We start from the raw sequence: 16,384 nt of genomic DNA on the forward strand, positions 1-16,384 counted from the left end.
ATTATAAATATTTTATAATCAACTAAAGGCTACTTGGCCAGGCCTAATTTTAGCATTAAACGATCTTAGCCCTCACCTTATCATATAACTTGACCTTCTTACCATGCAGTAAATTTTTCTGGATATGCCAGAGCGTTGACTTATTAATGCTGAGCCCCTGCCGCCGTTCCGGCGTCATGTCATAGCTCGGCATAATTCTGGTATACGATAAAGGCGACTACAGGCATCGCAGCCTTACCGATGGCGTCGGTATGGATCAGCCTTGCCCTAACACCATTCTTAAAAAGCGTGACAAAGCTTTTTTGCATGACGAACTCGAGGTAGTCGTCCCAGGCATCATACGTTTTTTGGACTTCCTGGCAAAAACGCCGGTATTCCAGGTAGGCGCACAGCAGCGTGTAGTTGATCTCCTCGTGCGTCTCCTGCAGGCTCTCAGCGCCGATGACGTTCACTACATCCTCGGAAAGGACCGTCAGGCACCCGTAGCGCTCATCCTCGACATCGTAGACCTCCCCGACCGCGAAGCACCTGTCGGCGCTGTTGATCTCGACGGCGAACATGGCACAGACGTCCTGTAAGAGGGCCGGGTCGTTGACAAGCCCGGCTATGCTGTCCTTCGCCTGCTCGTCAGTGATGGCGCCGCTCTTGTTTTCTGAGAAATAAGCTTCTAATGGATGGGACAATATGACCTCTTCCCCTAATTATCATGTCTTCCCATATACTTTTTACCGGCCACGAAAATGATTATATCCCACACACGGTATTTAATATTCAATGGCTTTCCGGATGCTCGACCTGAGGATAGGAGTGCTGGCAGTCTGGCTGATAGCGCTCGCTGGCGCCACAGTTACTATCGGCCCCGGGACGCTTATGCAGGATTATACGAAAGTGACCCCCGAGGGCATTCGTCAGATCATCGAGTCCTATGGTATCTTCTCCGTCGTGGCCTATGAATTCCTTCACGCGATACGGCCCTTCACATTTCTGCCTGTAACGCCATTCACCATCGCGGGCGGCTATATTTTCGGGCAGCTCTACGGCCTGGCCTTCGCCATGCTCGGCACCACGCTGGCCGCGACCATCACGTTCTTTTTGTCCCGCTATATTTTCCGGGACTACATAAAAAAGCGCCTGAGCACGCATTATGCCGGCTTCGACAGCCGTTTTGATAACGGCGGCATCTTTACCGTGGCATCCTTGAGGGTCGTCCCTATCGTACCGTTCGACGCCGTCGGATACGTGGCCGGTGTTTCCAGCATTCGCTTCAAGGACTACGTCATCGGCACCCTGATCGGCGAGTTCCCGGGCGCGCTGATACTGACCATGCTGGGCAATAATTTGAGGAATATCGACTCCATCTGGTTCGCCGTGAGCCTTGTGCTGGCCGCCCTGCTCTTTATACTCCCCGAAGCCTACCGGCGCCTTAATAAAAAGCCCGCGCCGGAAAAGAGCATTAATCCAGATAAGTGAATTTAAATCCTACTTCAGCCAATCCTATATTATTCCGGTGAATGCGATGGCGCTTCGATTCTACAACACGCTCGCCTCGAAGGTTGAGGATTTTGTCCCCCTTCATGACATGGAAGTTAAGATGTACGTCTGCGGGCCTACCGTTTATGATTATTGCCACATGGGCCATGCCCGGGCCTACGTCGTTTTCGATACCATTCGTCGTTACCTTCAGTATAAGGGATATAAGGTCACCTATGTGCAGAACTTTACGGACGTCGATGATAAGATATTGAAGCGTGCCGCGGAGCAGAACGTGCCCCCAAAGGAGCTTGCTGAAAAGTTCATTAACGCCTACTTTGAGGACATGGACCGGCTGAACATCCTTCGTGCGGACTATTACCCCAGGGTCAGCCAGAATCTCCCGGCCATTATCGATATGATCAAAGCCCTTGTGGATAAGGGCTATGCCTACGTGTCCGACGGCAGCGTCTACTTTAGCGTTGACAGTATGTCCGAGAAGGTCGGCGCCCTCTCGCACCAGTCTTATGATGCCCTAAAAGTCGGGGCTCGCGTTGAAGTCGATGAGCGCAAGCGTAACCCGATGGATTTCGCCCTGTGGAAGGCCTCGAAGCCCGGCGAGATCATCTCGTGGGAGAGTCCCTGGGGTCCCGGGAGGCCCGGGTGGCACATCGAGTGCTCGGCCATGTCCATGACTACGCTGGGGCCGAATATCGATATCCACGGCGGCGGCCTGGACCTCGTCTTCCCTCACCACGAGTCGGAGATCATGCAGACCGAGGCGTATACCGGTAAGCCGCCCTTCGCAAAGTACTGGATCCATAATGGCTTCTTACTTGTTAATAAGGAGAAGATGTCCAAATCGCTTGGTAACTTTTTCTTAGTAAGGGATGTGCTGAAGAAATTTTCGCCCGACACAGTGCGGTTCTTTATTTTGAACACCCACTACCAGAGCCCTCTCGATTTCAACGACCAGGCGCTGGAGGACGCCAGCCGGGGCCTGGAGCGCATCAAGAATGCCATTTCCGGGATTGAGGCGCGCATCAGGAGCCCTCTAGCCGGTGCCGCATCTATACCGGGTGTCCCCGAACGCCTGAGCGAAAGTAAAAAGCGATTCGAGGAGCGCATGGACGATAACCTCGATACTCGCGAGGCGCTCGCCGAGATCTTCGAGCTGACCCGGGACGTGAACCGGTGGCTCGCCGAGGGCGATATGCCCGCCGACCAATGGAAAGAAGTGCTGGACCTTTACGGCATCTACTCGGACGTGCTGGGCATCAAGTGGACCGGGTCTATGGAGGACCTGTTCGCTTCCGAATTATTGCAGCTTATCGTGGATATCCGGGATGCGGTGAGGAAGAAAAAAGATTACGAGACTTCTGACCTGATCCGGAAGAGGCTCAAAGAGCTTGGTATAACCATTGAGGACTCGAAAGAGGGAACCAAAATAAAGCGCATATGAAGTTATTTTTCATTTTATACAATTTTTTTGAATTACCTTAAAAGTTTACCCTGTTATATAAAAATCTTGTTATAGTATCAAATAGTTCCATATTTCGGTATATTACCAGAAGTGCTTTTCGCAAATCAGTTTGGTCGGTATCACGAACCTCTCCAAAGGAAATAAACCACTAATTTTTCTTTTTAGATTTTTCTCACGAAGCCTCTAAGCCTCGAACTCACCGTCAATGCCCGAACTCTCGAATACTCAGGGCAGTGCTCTAAGTCTCTAACGCGCTAACCCGAAAAGAAGTCTCTAAGTCTCTAAATCACGTTTGAAACGCTAAACGGTGGAGCACGAACACTCTAAGAGCCCGGTCGTTCCCCAGCATTTTGGGTGTTCGGGCCGTTGGCGATTTAGCCGAGCCTTAGAGAGTTAGTGCTATTTCGTTTAGCGTTTCGAACGTGTATTCGAGTTTTCGAGCCTTCTTTTCGGGTTTGAGGCTTCGGGCGTTCGTGCAATGCCCGGAGTATTAGGGAGTTCGTGCGTTGACGGTGAGTTCGAGGCTTAGAGGCTTAGTGAGAAAAATCTAAAAAGAAAAATTAGTGGTTTAATTCCTTTGGAGAGATTCGTGATACCGACCGAACAAATCAACGACATGTAATCAATATGACCTACAATCTATTTGACCTCATATTAAGAACCCATAGGATACTTTAATAAATCCATAAAAAGGTTTAATATTTATAAGTAACCGAACGGGTTCAGCACGCCCGTCGTCATACGCACATGAACGTGAGCATCCATGCTGCCGGTATTGGTGATCGTATACCGTACCCCGAGCGGAGTACCCAGCACGGCCGAACCGCTCGTGATATCGTGCCCCTGTCCAGAGCCCCCAATACCCTCATGTGCCTCATCCACCGGAATATCCGAAGTGAACTTCAGTGTGACCATGCCGGGAGGCATATTATACGTTTTACTACTACCAGGAGAAAGCGTGATGCTCTCATCGACAAGGGTCTTCTCGGCGATGACCTGGGAAAAGGTCATGCATAATAGAACAATAAGGATGATCGCAAGGACTGCATAGACTATATAGTTAGTCGATTTGGCCATGAGCGAAAGAACGATCTTAAATATTATAAATCTAGCTCCCGGGCCAGCGCTCAAGACAATAACGGTTTTATACTCTATACGCTAACAAATAAAGGATGGCCCAACAGAGGCGTATGACACGCCAGGTCCAGATAGGCCTCTCCCATAGCGAAAAGGCCAGAAAGCTCTCCTCAAGCGGCTTTTACGAGGAGGCTTTGAAGGAGCTGAACATAGCCCTGCGCGCGTTCGAAGCGGAGAACAAGAACGGCCTCTGGGACGACGCCGTCGCCGGCGTGCTCAACAACGCCGGATATGTCTATCTATTTACAGGAAACTACCAGGGCGCCGAGGATACGTTCCGCTCGGCCCTGGAGATCAAGGAGCGCCTTAACGATAAAAGGTCTCTCGCCGCCACTCTTGCCGGCATCGCGGACGCCTGCAGGGGCCAGTGCCGGTTCGACGATGCGGCCTCGAGGCTCCAGGATGCGCTGGACATCGCCGTTTCCATAAAAGATGATGCCATGGGCAGGGCGCTCATGGCCAGCATGGATGCCCTGGAGCGCACGCGGTGCGACATGCCCGACGCTAACTTCAAAAAGGTCGACTTCGACGAGCTTTATGCGCCCGCGGCCGGTACGGACCTGTCCGCCCGCCTTGCACACCTGAGTATCAAGGCCAAAGACCCGGGCGAGATAATAATAGCGGCGGACATAGGCTTCCCATACCTGATGCACGATATGGGCGGGAGCCACCCCTATCCGGCGATGGCATTCTTATTCCCGAAAGACACGGAAAGCGTACTCATAGATCAGGGCGTCACCGATGAAGAGGAACACCCGGTCGCTTCGACGGCCAGGAAGTTCAGCGGCATCCTGTACGGGCCCGGCTCCTATTGCAGGGCCGGACCGCAGCCCATGCCCGTATGCAAGCAATACCGGTACACGTTCGGAGAAGGGCACCTGCTGAGCTGGCACATCGGCGCCAACGGGTGGTATCACGTAGAAGCGACATTGAGCTTAAACTATGAGGCCGGGCTCAGGCTGTGCATCGCCATGCCATTCGGCAGCGTAAAATTACGGTCATCATCAATATCCATCGACAGGCCGTCTGACTGGAGTGCAATATCGCTCGTTGGCGGGAACTTCATGGAAGGCCGGAGACTTGAGACGGCAAGACTGCCATACGATCTGCACCGGGCTATATATCAAGGGCCCGCAAAGGCCCGGATCAAGTCAGAGGCGGGGACGACAATGAGATATGGCGTGCTAAGCCTCGAAATGATAAAATAAGGATGCAGTACGCGTTTTTTATCGGCAGGACACAATAAATCCGTATTTTGCGTACCTATTATAAAATATGCTACAGGCCTTTATGGAAATAGACGGGATATCATGCCTGAAGACAAGGACCGCAAAGCTAAAAAGAAGGTCATGCCCGACATCACGCCCCCCCGGGAAGAGCTCGGGACGTCTGATGAGGTAGTGATGAGCGGGCGCGTCTACTATGCGGAGGATAAGTCGATGTGGGCCCATGGATATGGCAGGCAGTACCTGGCCTCCCCCGAAGATAAGGTGGACCTACAGCACGGCACGGTCACCTGGATCGACGCCGCCACGTCCGATAAGAACGTGAACGAGGAGCTCGACCGGAAGCTGGACGCGATATTGCGGGAGCGGCAGCATAAGAGGAAGCCTCCCGAATATGACCTTTAGCAGGTGTCTTAATGACGGAGAAAAAGAAGAAAGAGGATGAGAAGAAGAGGAAGAAGAAAAAGCTTCCCGAAAAGGGCGAGGGCAAGGTCTACAACGTCGAGCCTGTGGAAGAGCCGGTCAAAGGGCCGACGGGTAAGGACATATATCGGGTTTGAGGTGATATCTTTTGGCAGAACGGGAACACAGCCGGGGTCATGAGGGCTCGAAGGCGCGCCGGGAAGAGCTGGCCATGCGGAAGCGGAAGAGCCCGCTCCAGAGCGGTAACCAGCAGGAAGAGGAGCCGGTGCAGGGGCCGGAAGGGCAGAAGACCTTCCGCGTATAGCTCAAATATATTTTTGCACAAGGTTTATGGGTTTTCATCGCCCTACACAGATTTAATTTTACGACATCATATTTGATGGACGTTTATGTGATGGAGGCATCGTGCTTGAGGATCACCGCATATACCGTGGATGACGTCCCCATGATCCAGAAAGGGGATGACCTGGCGGCCGTCGTGGCCGAAAGGACGAAACTGGAGGATGACGATGTGGTCGTATTCGCCTCGACCATCGTGTCAAAGGCCGAGGGGCGCCGGTATCTTCTGAACAATATTACTCCGACGGCGAGGGCCGAAGAGCTTGCCGCCCTGAACGCCGAGGACCCGCACTTCATCCAGTATGTGCTCGATAATAGCACGAAGGTGCTTTGGAAGCACCCTCTGCTGGTTGAGACGGTACTTGGTAATGTGTGTATTAACGCCGGCATCGATCGCTCTAATACTGAGACCGGCTATATCCTGCTTTTACCTGCTGACCCGAACGCGTCCGCCCGCAAAATCCGGGACCGCATCCTGGAGCTTACTGGCAAGAGGGTCGCCGTCATCATCACTGACATGAACGGCCGCTCTTTTAGAGAGGGTCAGATCGGGGTCGCCGTGGGCTGCGCCGGCATCGCCGCCATACACGACAAGCGGGGTGACGTGGACCTGTTCGGCCACGAGCTCAAGATCACTATCCAGGGCATCGTGGACGAGGTCGCCGCCTGTGCTAACATGATCATGGGCGAGTCGAACGAGGGCACTCCCATCGCCGTCATCCGGGGCTACGCGTACCTGAAGGATGACCTGGGCATCTCCGTCACGTACCGTAAGGATCGTGAGGATTTCGTTAAACAGGCGCTGCTGGATAAGCTGGCGCAAATGGAGAAGGCGCCCGCTACTAAGGCCAAAGTGAAAAAAGCTAAGGCCTACTGATTTTTTCTTTCTCGAGTTATTTCGGATTGACATTTTTATTTCCATTCTCGTTATGCCGCCGTTGAGTGTCCTTAACCACAGGGGCAGAGAGAGCGCAGAGTTCACAGAGTTTTCTTATAGATGGAGGCTCAGAGGGCACAGGGGACGGGTTTATAACATTCCTGGGGCACGGAGTTGTTAGGGGCACTGGCGAGGATAAACCTGCTAAATTGTTTATTGGTCAACCGTGCCTCGATTAACTCTGTGCCCCAGGAAAACCAATAAACCGGGCTCCGTGTACTTCGTGACTCAAATTATAAAAGAAAAACTTTGTGAACTCCCGTGCGCTCTGCGCCCCTGTGGTTAAGGACACTCAACGACAGCATAACGTGGAAAGGCTAGAATTTTTATCAGCTAAAGCAATTGATCGCCTCGAAACGTACATGAACCTTTTACACGAGTGAGTGTTTACCAGAAGGCACAACTCATGGGCCCGAAAGGACCGTAGAGCCCCCAGAGTCCTCCAAAGCCACAGCTTCCGATGATCGGCGGCCAGAGAAGCGCGCATGCCGGCTCGATCAATGCCAGTACAGCTATTGCTACAAGGCTAAATACGAACAGTCTTTTCAAATCCATATGATCCCCCTATGATTGCACTTACACCTTTTACCGATAAAAAATAAATTCGCTCATTTAGCGGCTCATTGTCTGAAGAAATCGTCCAGCTTATCGGGCTGGATGCCGTGCTCGATCTTTTTTCGTTCCTTCCTTATTTCGGGGCTGATGTACGAGTATTTCTCCGGTAGCCTGCCTTTTGCATACCTCTTATTTCGCCTATTCTCTACGTTCTGGGAATCGTAAAACGTATCCCAGATCTCGCTGTCGGTATCGGGGATATCGCCCAGCAGGCGCTCCGCTTCCTCTTTTGTGACATTGGCGATCTCAGCACGATACCCGAGGGCGCGGGCATTAAGTATGTAATACTCGGCGTGGCACCTGACCACGATGATGCGGTCCCCGTTCCTGCGCATCGCCCACTCCATGAACAGGTCCTTTATGTCATGCTTCGGGTTAACCTCGACATATAACATATCCCCGGTCGCTCGAAAGCGGCAATATGCCTTGAGCCGCTCCAGCTCGCCGCAGGTTTCCCGCTGGAGACGAAAGTACTTCTTTGCGGTCGCATCTTTGTGGGCCAGGATGGCCATGAAGTTGGGGTAATATCGGGCGATGAGGCGCACGAGCTCGTCGGGTATGCACTGGTCATTGCGAAGCGCATAGGTCAAGTATGAGCCCAGCGATAGACCCCGCTGCATCGGGCTACAGGAAGGGAACCTTACCCATAGCTCGGCCTTTGCATGGAAGGGCACGTCCTTGACGACCTCGTCCACGTTCAGCACGATCTCCCCGTGGTACATGGCCAGCTTTTGCTTTAGCTCCCGGGCGTTCGCGCCGCACACCATCGTCGCGTCAGGGTTCTTCTTGAGCGCCACCGCTGCCCTCAAAACGCCATCCAGGTCTTTTTTGTAGCCGATTATCAAGCGAACACCTCCAGCCTCGACTGCACCTTGTTCTTCACCTTGATGAACGGCCGTGCCCTCTTCAGTACCACGCCGATGTTGGAAAGCTCCGCATAATCGTCGATGGGGCGGCTCCGGATGATACGGTGGGCGGTCGTGGGGCCGATGCCCGGGACTTTGATGAGATCCTCGAAAGGTGCCAGGTTTATGTCTACCGGGAAGAAGTCCTTGTTACAGTGGGCCAGCATCAGCTTGGGGTCGCCGTCGGGCAGGAACCCCTCGTCGTCCAGCACGATGTCAAGGTCTTTTGCCTTGAGGCCGTAGTCCTTTAGTAAATATGATATCTGGTATAGCCTGATCTCGCGCCACGCAGGCGATGGCCGGTTCGACGAGAGCGGCGTGCCGGGTACGGGGTCGAAGCTCATGAAATAGGGCCGCCTCAGGCCGTAGTCAGCCTTAAAGCGGTCGATGGTGTGGATTATTTCTTTGTCGGGCTCATTTGAGGCCCCCACCACGAACTGGGTATCGTTAGCGCCTACGATGCCCTCGCCATAGCGGACCTCCTTACGCCGTTTAAGCACGAACTCGTGGGTCCACTTCATTCGATCTAATATATCGTGCTTGTAGTCGAAGTTGGGGCATATCTCGTCGTACCGGGACTCACAGGTCGTCTCGGCGTTCACGCCGAACTTGTTAGCGTAAAGCGACACTTCACGGAGCATATCTCTCGGGACGCCCGGCATCAAGCGAGTATGGATGTAGCCCTTAAAGCCCTGGCCACGAAGGAGCTTGAGCACATCTAGCTGCTTCTGCGTGGTCTTCTCGGGGTCGCCCACGATGCCCGACGATAAGAACAATCCCTCGATGGCGTTCCTCCGGTAGAGGTCCCAGGTAATTCGCACGATCTCTTCAGGCGCCAGCGACGTTCGAGTGACTTCGCGGCCACAACGGTTCGGGCAGTAAAGGCACTCGCCGGAGCACCGGTTCGTCATTAATGTTTTGTATAGCTGGATGCACCGCCCATCCGGAGTAAACGTATGGCACACGATGGTCTGGTTACAGCTATCGTACTTCGTGCCCTCGGATAAGATCTTGATGCGGTCGGTCAGCGAGAAATACTTCTCTCCCATCAAGCATCCGTAGGCAATGGGAATATTTAAGCCCGAAGAAAGAGTGTCCCGAAAGTAAAACCGGTCGGTAGTAAGGCCTATCGACCTCCCGATAACATATAATTATATAGGTTGTGCTGGAATCTTTGCCCGATATTTATCGGGTGAAGGATGGAAAATGAAGCTCGTTATCGACCACGTCAGCAAGTCCTATAAGGGCAATGTGTGGGGGTTAAAAGATTTCAGTCTGGAGCTGGGGCCCGGGATCCTGGGTCTGCTGGGGCCGAACGGGGCCGGTAAATCCACGTTAATGCGTATCCTGGCCACTATCACGAGGGCGACGGAAGGTACCATCACCTGGGACGGCGTCGATATCGCGAAGTCGCCGGACAGCATCCGGTCAGTTCTCGGGTATCTGCCCCAGGATTTCGGCGTTTACCCAAACCTGAACGCGGTCGAGTTCCTGGAGTATATGGCGGCCATCAAGGGCGTCGACGGTAAGGCTGTAAAGCGCCGGATCGACGAGCTGCTGGAGGTCGTCAACCTCGCCGATGCCAGGAGCCGCCCGCTAGGAGGATATTCGGGTGGCATGAAGCAGCGCATCGGCATTGCACAGGCGCTCCTGAACGACCCCGGGCTGCTGATCGTGGACGAGCCTACTGTCGGGCTGGATCCCGAGGAGCGAGTACGGTTCCGGAACCTGCTCTCGGACCTTTCCGGCGACCGAATCGTCATCCTGTCGACGCACATCGTTTCCGACGTAGAGGCAATCGCGAGCGACATCGCGCTCATCAATAAAGGTGAGCTTCTCATGCATGCAACCCCCGAGGACCTGTTGCGGTCGGTCGAAGATAAGGTGTGGGAATGGGTCGTGCCAGGTACGGCGCTCCCGGACGTCAAGAGGCAATTCCTGGTCAGCGGGACCATACGAAAAAGCGATGGCGTGCAAGTAAGGGTGGTATCGGACGCGCAGCCTGTTCCCAAAGCCGGGGCTGTTTCTCCCACCCTGGAAGACGCCTACCTTCGCCTGATCTCGAGCCACCGGGGCGGCAGCGCATGAGTGCAGCACGGGCCTTTTATTATACCATAAAGGCCGACTTCTTAGAGCGGGTAAGGAGCTATAGCTTCCTGGTAGTGCTCCTGCTGACGATGCTGGCCGCCTACGTTTTCGTCCCCGGCCCGGATGCCGGCTACATGACGCTCAAGCTATCGTCCACTGACGGCTTTTACCGGGGCATCTATAATTCTGCCTGGGTCGGGGCTATGGTCTCGCTGCCGACGACACTATTTCTGGCACTGTTCGGCTATTTCGTCGTCAAGAACGCCGTCGGGAGGGATCGTCGGACCGGCGTCGGGCAGATCATAGCTACTACTCCCATTAGTAAGCCTGTCTATATGCTTGGAAAAGCGACGAGTAACTTTGCCGTACTTGCCGTGATCGTGGGCGTAATGATGGCTGGTGCCCTGGCCATGCAGCTTCTCCCGGGCGAGACGTCCGCCATTGACCTCTGGGCATTGTGGTCGCCATTCATATTCCTTTCTTTGCCGGCAATGGCCGTCATTGCATCCGTGGCGGTCCTGTTCGAATCCATATGGCTGCTGCGGGGCGGCTTCGGCAACGTCGTCTACTTTATCCTTTATATCCTCGTCCTCGTCGTACTGTTAACGTCCGCGAGCGGTATCAAGTGGGGTGACGATCTCGCTTTCGCGAAAGATATGCTCGGCACCAGCGTCGGCATTTCGAGCATCGAGGCGACTGCGAAAATAATATATCCGGCCTTCGAGCCGGGGCACTGGAGTATGGGCTTTGCGCCGATCGACCACCCTCCGCATACTTTTATGTGGAATGGCATCCCGTGGACGCCGCTTATATTGCTGGGAAGGCTCTTCTGGGTTCTCGTCGCCTGCGGAATAGCAGTTATGGCGTCGCTGTTTTTCGACCGCTTTGATTCGGCAGGTAACGTAAATGCTAAAACCGGTAAGCAAACATCAAGACCGGAGCCTTTAGCGATAGAGAAGCCGGCGGTCGATGCCAGACTGACTCCCCTGTCGTCCGATAAAAAAAGCCTTAATGTCCTTGCATTATTCATGGCCGAGCTCAAGCTCGCATTCAAAGGCCAGAAATGGTGGTGGTATGCCGGGGCGGCGATCGTGATACTCGCCGGACTGGTTTCATCCGGCAGCGAGGAAAGACATTTTGCGATGCTCGCCGCGATGGTCTGGCCGGTGCTTATATGGTCATCCATGGGCACGAGAGAGCGGACGTTCAATATGGCGCAGATCGTTTTCTCGGCGCCAGGCCCGATAAAAAATCAGCTGCCGGTCATGTGGCTTTCCGGCGTCTGCGTCGGCATCGTCATATGCAGTGGTGTCTTTGTCAGCATGGCGCTCTCGGGAAGTTTCGGCGAGATGGCGACGCTTTTTACCGAGATGCTGCTGATACCGGCGATGGCCCTGGCGATGGGCATCTGGAGCGGCTCGAGTAAGCTCTTCGAGGCGCTGTACATGATCCTCTGGTACGTCGGCCCTGTTAATGGTCTGCCTTTCCTGGACCTCACCGGTACCATCGTAAGCTCCATGCATATCGGGCTACCGGCGGCTTACCTGGCGGTCACTGTCGTATTTATGGCGTTGATGGTAATGGGCCGGTATAGGCAGACATTCGCTTAGTTTTTCCTAAATCAGGATGCCGAAGAGCGCGAGGATGATGACGCAAATTGCGCCCGGCACGCCGCATACCGCACTGATGAGGAGCGTCGGGAAATCATATGGTATGCCCATGATGAACACATAGTTTGCCAGGAGTAAAATGAAGAGCCCTCCCAGCGCGTTCAATATTAAAGCTACTGCATACTTGACCGTGAGCTTCAGGAGTTTGTAAATGATGAAGATTATTATGATGGCAGCGATAAGAGACGCTGCTATAATGACCCATTCCATCCCGACCATATATTGAGTATATCATCGCCCGGTGGATTTATCTTTTTGTGTCTCAGTACTTCTGTTATTTATGTTTAGATATTTTGCCGTGTTTCCTGTGTAGCTGGTCCTTCCGGTCGGTAACACGAAACCACGAAAGACTTTTTATATCCCACGTAAAGCCCAAAATCACCAAGCTCATGCCTGGTGTTTAAAACACAAAACAACCTCTCGAAGGCGCCAAAACACTAATGATCTAAAGCGCGAGAACGGCATGCTCTTATCCAGTAAATTATGCTTTCTCTCGAGTTTTAAACTTTTTGAGCAGTTCGTGCTTTCGGGAGGTTGTTTCGTGTTTTAAACGCTAAAGCATGTTCCTTCGTGCTTTCGAGCCTTACGTGGGATATAAAAAAATTAGTGGTTTCGTGTTACCGACCGGAAGGCTGTACGTGCGTCGCTTTGAATAGACATAGCAAACGAACTAATATCCCATTAATGGACTTAGAAGAATTGCGCCAGCGTGCCCTGTACGCCCTTACCTTTCAGTTCGTCCTCTGTGTGCCCGAAGTATCCGAGAATGCGCAGCGCCGTAGGTATGAGCTGCTTATCCACATAATACTCGGCGTCGAGCTCGTAGGTCTTATCCTTAGCGTACAGCTTCCCATCCTTGAACTTACTGAACATGTCCACAGGGTAGGCCCGTTCGCTCAGTGTGCCGCCAGGACCCTTAACGATAACATAGCTGATCTTGCTCCCGACGGAGGCGGACATATCCATCTCCCGCGCCCTTTCGGCCGCCTTCACGTGCGCCTGGGCGCTCTCGTAGCTCTCCACGCCCTTCGTTAATGTCTTATGAATGACCAGCTTATCCAGAGGCACCATGCCCTCCTTCACCTCACTGATCGTATCCTTAACGAACTTCACCGCCTTCTCGGGGTTCTCCTCTTCTAGTATAATACGGATGACTTCGGACTGCAATTCCTTCGCGAGCTCGCACCAGTCGCCCCGGCGCACTTCGAGGCCCCTGACGACGATCTCGCCCTTACTCGTAAGCCCGGCATAGCGCTTCTTGGACTCGGTGAAGAAAATGGACCGGTAGATGTTGTCGACGTCCATATCCAGGGGCAACTCTTCTTTCACTTTCTTGATGAAGGCACTGGTAATATCCGGCAGCCTGCCCCCATCCTTGAGCGTGACGAAAAGCGAATCCGTATCACCATAAAGCACTTCGAGGCCCATGGCCTGTGCAATATCGTTAGCTTTTTTAATGAAATACCGCCCCCACGCAGAGGTCGCCTCGGCGCACTCGCGCCGGTACCACTTGGCCTGTGCCCAGCCGGTATAACCATAAAAGGCATTCGTAAGGATCTTGATGGTCTTCTGCCGGATGTCCAGCATCTTATAGTCCCTGTCCTTCTTATCCATCAGCGCCAGCTTCTTTTTCAGGGCGCTGCGGTGGCTCACCAGGGACCGAAGGATACGGGTGAAAAAGCCTTCCGGCTCTTTCCGGAAGCAATGGCCCACTTCGGGCGCCGGCGGGTAGCACTCCACATTACAATCCTTGCAGACCGTGTCCGGCGAGATATTATAGGTGATCATGATGGAGGGGTACATGGCCGAGAAGTCGAGCGAGGCGACGTTCTTGTGGATGCCCTTCACGGGCGGGAACACGAAGCCGCCCAGGTACGTTTCCACCTCGCCGCCCCTCGAAGGGATGAGTTCGCCGTACTCGTAAGCGATATACGCGAGGTACGATTCGACCTGCCGCCCGCGCCCCATCTTGGAGACGTTATCGGCGGGCTCGTGCACCATGCGGGCGAACTCGAACTGCAACGGAAGCAGCTCTTCAGAAAGGCCATAGGTGCTCGACACGTCGTCCTTCGCGTACTGGATGAGCTCGCCGCGCTTCTCCTCGTCGGCCCAGTACTGGTAGATATCGGCGGCGAAGAGGTTCACGCGCTCGTCCTTCTTCATCACGCCCAAAAAGTCGGCGACGTTCTCGAGCGTTTTTATCTTGACGCCGTCAACGTCCCGCTGTGCGACCTGGAACAGGTCGATATTTAGGCGCCCGATGAGCTTGGTCTTCCTCTGCAGGCCTCCCCGCCCGAACATGGGGGAAGTCCCGTCACGGCACACGCTGAGCTTGATCTTGTGCTTCTTCGCACGCTCGGAAATATAAGGCCAGTCGAAGCCATCCTGGTTATAGCCCACGATGATGTCCGGGTCATAGTCCTTGACGTACTGGATGAACTCTTTGATCAGGCTTTTATCGCTCTCGTCGGTGGCCGTGAGCACTTTCTCTTCATCATTTGTTTTAATGGAAATGATGACGATGGGGTCCTTCTTGGGGTCGGGCATCCCGCGGGGGTTCCACATCTCGCAGTCGAAGGCCATGATTTTCAGGGGCGGCTCATCCTCCCTGGCAACCGCTTTTGGGCTCCGGCACAACAGCCCGGACCCGGCATAGTCTATGGGCACGGGCTCGCCTTCAGCCTCAATGCCGCCCATGGGGATGAGCCTCTTATCGATGATGTAGCGCACGCCGAACAGGATATCCGCCTCCCGCACGTCCCCGAACTTCAGGGCAAGCTCCCTTAAATAAGGCACATCCCTCGGCAGCTGCGTAAAAATACGATAGCACTTGATGGGCACGCCGAAGTTCTTCCGGTCCACGATGTCGATCTTCACGGGCCTGATCAGCTCGCCGCCCACCTCTTCGGACATATTCTGAAGCTGGCTCATCGGGACATCGCCATAGGGGACGACATAAAAGTAGGGCTCGAAGGAATCGTCGAAAATAACGGCGCTCCGGCCCGTATCGTCAACGCACCACATGCGTATCAATGGCCTGTTATTGACAACTTCATAGTCGACGTCCAGTAGCCAGCCGCGGAACTTCATTATATTTATAATAAGGCCTCCGCGGCTTAAAAACTTCCTGCGGGCGGTGAAAGTGTTCTCGATAAGTAAGCGATAATGTTATATACAAAGCCGTATATGTACACAACAATACCTAAATGTACAACTATATACAATAACTATGGTGTATTAACATGAAGTCCAAGGATATTGTCATTGTAGGCATTCTACTGGGCATCGGCGCCATCGTCAGGTACGTGTCCCTCATAGCGCCCGGGCCCATTACCAGTAACCTGGTCATTGCTTTCTATAGTCTTGCGATCATACTTGTGGCGCCCAAGGTCAGCGAAGCGCTCGGCATCGGCATCGTGGCCGGCATCATCTGCGCTCTGATAAGCCACTCCCTATTCCCTCCGGCCAACCTCATCAGCGAGCCGGTAGGCGCCCTGGTGGCCGTTTTAAGCCTGAAGCTCATCGACCAGTTCACCGGCGCGAAGAAAGCCATCAAGGTCAAGGCGGACGGTGGCAGTATGAAGAAGGATAACCCGCTGGGCTTTGTCATTACGGCCATCGGCCTGCTGGGCATGCTCGCCTTCTGCGGCATCATGTTCCTTAGCGAGGTAAAACCGCTCATCAAGGGCACGCTTCTAGCGACCCAGACGAACCAGATCATCTTTGGCGCCATCGCCGTGCTCGTGCTGCTCGTCGGGCTCTACCTCATCCCGAGGACGCTCGAGAAGTACAGGGCGGCCGTCGTATCCCTGCTGGCCACGCTGGCGAGCGGCACCACGTTCATCGTCGTAGCGGCCATCATAATATTCGCCATGCCGGGCATCCTGTTCAAGACGGCACCCGCCATGGACGTGTTCATCCTGTCGTCAATGCCCATCGTCATCGGCTGCGCAATAATCAACATGGTGCTCGCCCAGATACTGTACTTCCCTGCGAAGCAGGCCATGCGATAAGCATTATTCTCCTTTTCTTTTTTTATTTGAGCTATATTTTATTCAATGGACAAGTATGTACGTAAATGTACTAAGAAA

The 16,384-nt window shown here is 53.7% G+C and carries 17 protein-coding genes; 10 read left to right on the top strand and 7 right to left on the bottom strand.

What is annotated here, in order from left to right; translation table 11 throughout:
- Window positions 1–179: 179 nt before the first annotated feature.
- Window positions 180–683, bottom strand: a complete 504-nt coding sequence (locus MCP_RS06530) for a hypothetical protein (protein WP_012900041.1) — start codon at window positions 681–683, stop codon at window positions 180–182.
- 91 nt (window positions 684–774) lie between these two features.
- Between MCP_RS06530 and MCP_RS06535 the strand changes: the two genes are divergently transcribed.
- Window positions 775–1,470 (top strand): TVP38/TMEM64 family protein, encoded by a 696-nt coding sequence (locus MCP_RS06535; RefSeq protein ID WP_012900042.1) that lies wholly within the window; start codon window positions 775–777, stop codon window positions 1,468–1,470.
- A 46-nt stretch (window positions 1,471–1,516) separates the two neighbouring features.
- Window positions 1,517–2,932, top strand: coding sequence for a cysteine--tRNA ligase (gene cysS, locus MCP_RS06540; RefSeq protein ID WP_012900043.1), 1,416 nt, complete (start codon window positions 1,517–1,519; stop codon window positions 2,930–2,932).
- Between the two features lie 723 nt (window positions 2,933–3,655).
- Here cysS and MCP_RS06545 read toward each other — a convergent pair.
- Window positions 3,656–4,030 carry a hypothetical protein gene (locus MCP_RS06545; RefSeq protein ID WP_128859974.1) on the bottom strand — a complete coding sequence of 125 codons (375 nt, stop codon included), beginning with the start codon at window positions 4,028–4,030 and terminating at the stop codon, window positions 3,656–3,658.
- Between the two features lie 95 nt (window positions 4,031–4,125).
- Between MCP_RS06545 and MCP_RS06550 the strand changes: the two genes are divergently transcribed.
- From MCP_RS06550 to MCP_RS06560, 5 genes are all read left to right on the top strand, one after another.
- Window positions 4,126–5,298 carry a tetratricopeptide repeat protein gene (locus MCP_RS06550; protein WP_012900045.1) on the top strand — a complete coding sequence of 391 codons (1,173 nt, stop codon included), beginning with the start codon at window positions 4,126–4,128 and terminating at the stop codon, window positions 5,296–5,298.
- Between the two features lie 102 nt (window positions 5,299–5,400).
- A complete protein-coding gene (locus MCP_RS06555) occupies window positions 5,401–5,721 on the top strand; it encodes a hypothetical protein (RefSeq protein WP_012900046.1) in 321 nt (106 codons plus the stop codon).
- An 11-nt stretch (window positions 5,722–5,732) separates the two neighbouring features.
- The gene (locus tag MCP_RS15650; RefSeq protein ID WP_158301455.1) at window positions 5,733–5,876 is read left to right on the top strand and encodes a hypothetical protein; all 144 of its coding nucleotides are present in this window, start codon (window positions 5,733–5,735) and stop codon (window positions 5,874–5,876) included.
- Window positions 5,877–5,887: 11 nt separating this feature from the next.
- A complete protein-coding gene (locus MCP_RS15655) occupies window positions 5,888–6,043 on the top strand; it encodes a hypothetical protein (protein ID WP_012900047.1) in 156 nt (51 codons plus the stop codon).
- Window positions 6,044–6,118: 75 nt separating this feature from the next.
- A complete protein-coding gene (locus MCP_RS06560) occupies window positions 6,119–6,955 on the top strand; it encodes a coenzyme F420-0:L-glutamate ligase (protein ID WP_231845186.1) in 837 nt (278 codons plus the stop codon).
- 447 nt (window positions 6,956–7,402) lie between these two features.
- Here MCP_RS06560 and MCP_RS15660 read toward each other — a convergent pair whose 3' ends face one another.
- From MCP_RS15660 to MCP_RS06570, 3 genes are all read right to left on the bottom strand, one after another.
- A complete protein-coding gene (locus MCP_RS15660) occupies window positions 7,403–7,570 on the bottom strand; it encodes a hypothetical protein (RefSeq protein ID WP_158301456.1) in 168 nt (55 codons plus the stop codon).
- Between the two features lie 65 nt (window positions 7,571–7,635).
- Window positions 7,636–8,475, bottom strand: coding sequence for a DUF4130 domain-containing protein (locus tag MCP_RS06565; protein WP_012900049.1), 840 nt, complete (start codon window positions 8,473–8,475; stop codon window positions 7,636–7,638).
- Complete coding sequence (locus tag MCP_RS06570) at window positions 8,472–9,584, bottom strand: helix-hairpin-helix domain-containing protein (RefSeq protein WP_012900050.1); 1,113 nt, start codon at window positions 9,582–9,584, stop codon at window positions 8,472–8,474. The genes MCP_RS06565 and MCP_RS06570 overlap by 4 nt, the downstream gene beginning before the upstream one ends.
- A 157-nt stretch (window positions 9,585–9,741) precedes the next feature.
- On the opposite strand from MCP_RS06570, the gene MCP_RS06575 reads away from it, so the two are divergent.
- On the top strand, window positions 9,742–10,623 hold the full coding sequence (locus MCP_RS06575; RefSeq protein WP_012900051.1) for an ABC transporter ATP-binding protein: 882 nt from the start codon (window positions 9,742–9,744) through the stop codon (window positions 10,621–10,623).
- Complete coding sequence (locus MCP_RS06580; RefSeq protein WP_012900052.1) at window positions 10,620–12,233, top strand: ABC transporter permease; 1,614 nt, start codon at window positions 10,620–10,622, stop codon at window positions 12,231–12,233. The genes MCP_RS06575 and MCP_RS06580 overlap by 4 nt, the downstream gene beginning before the upstream one ends.
- Window positions 12,234–12,239: 6 nt before the next feature.
- On the opposite strand, the gene MCP_RS06585 is transcribed toward MCP_RS06580, so the two are convergent.
- Both MCP_RS06585 and MCP_RS06590 read right to left on the bottom strand, forming a co-directional pair.
- On the bottom strand, window positions 12,240–12,512 hold the full coding sequence (locus MCP_RS06585) for a pro-sigmaK processing inhibitor BofA family protein (RefSeq protein WP_012900053.1): 273 nt from the start codon (window positions 12,510–12,512) through the stop codon (window positions 12,240–12,242).
- A gap of 471 nt (window positions 12,513–12,983) precedes the next feature.
- Complete coding sequence (locus MCP_RS06590) at window positions 12,984–15,383, bottom strand: DNA-directed DNA polymerase (RefSeq protein WP_012900054.1); 2,400 nt, start codon at window positions 15,381–15,383, stop codon at window positions 12,984–12,986.
- Window positions 15,384–15,535: 152 nt separating this feature from the next.
- Here MCP_RS06590 and MCP_RS06595 point away from each other — a divergent pair, with 152 nt between their 5' ends.
- Window positions 15,536–16,306 carry a hypothetical protein gene (locus tag MCP_RS06595; RefSeq protein WP_012900055.1) on the top strand — a complete coding sequence of 257 codons (771 nt, stop codon included), beginning with the start codon at window positions 15,536–15,538 and terminating at the stop codon, window positions 16,304–16,306.
- Window positions 16,307–16,384 lie beyond the last annotated feature (78 nt).

The organism is Methanocella paludicola SANAE, assembly GCF_000011005.1.
In the GTDB taxonomy this organism is placed as follows: Archaea; Halobacteriota; Methanocellia; order Methanocellales; family Methanocellaceae; genus Methanocella; species Methanocella paludicola.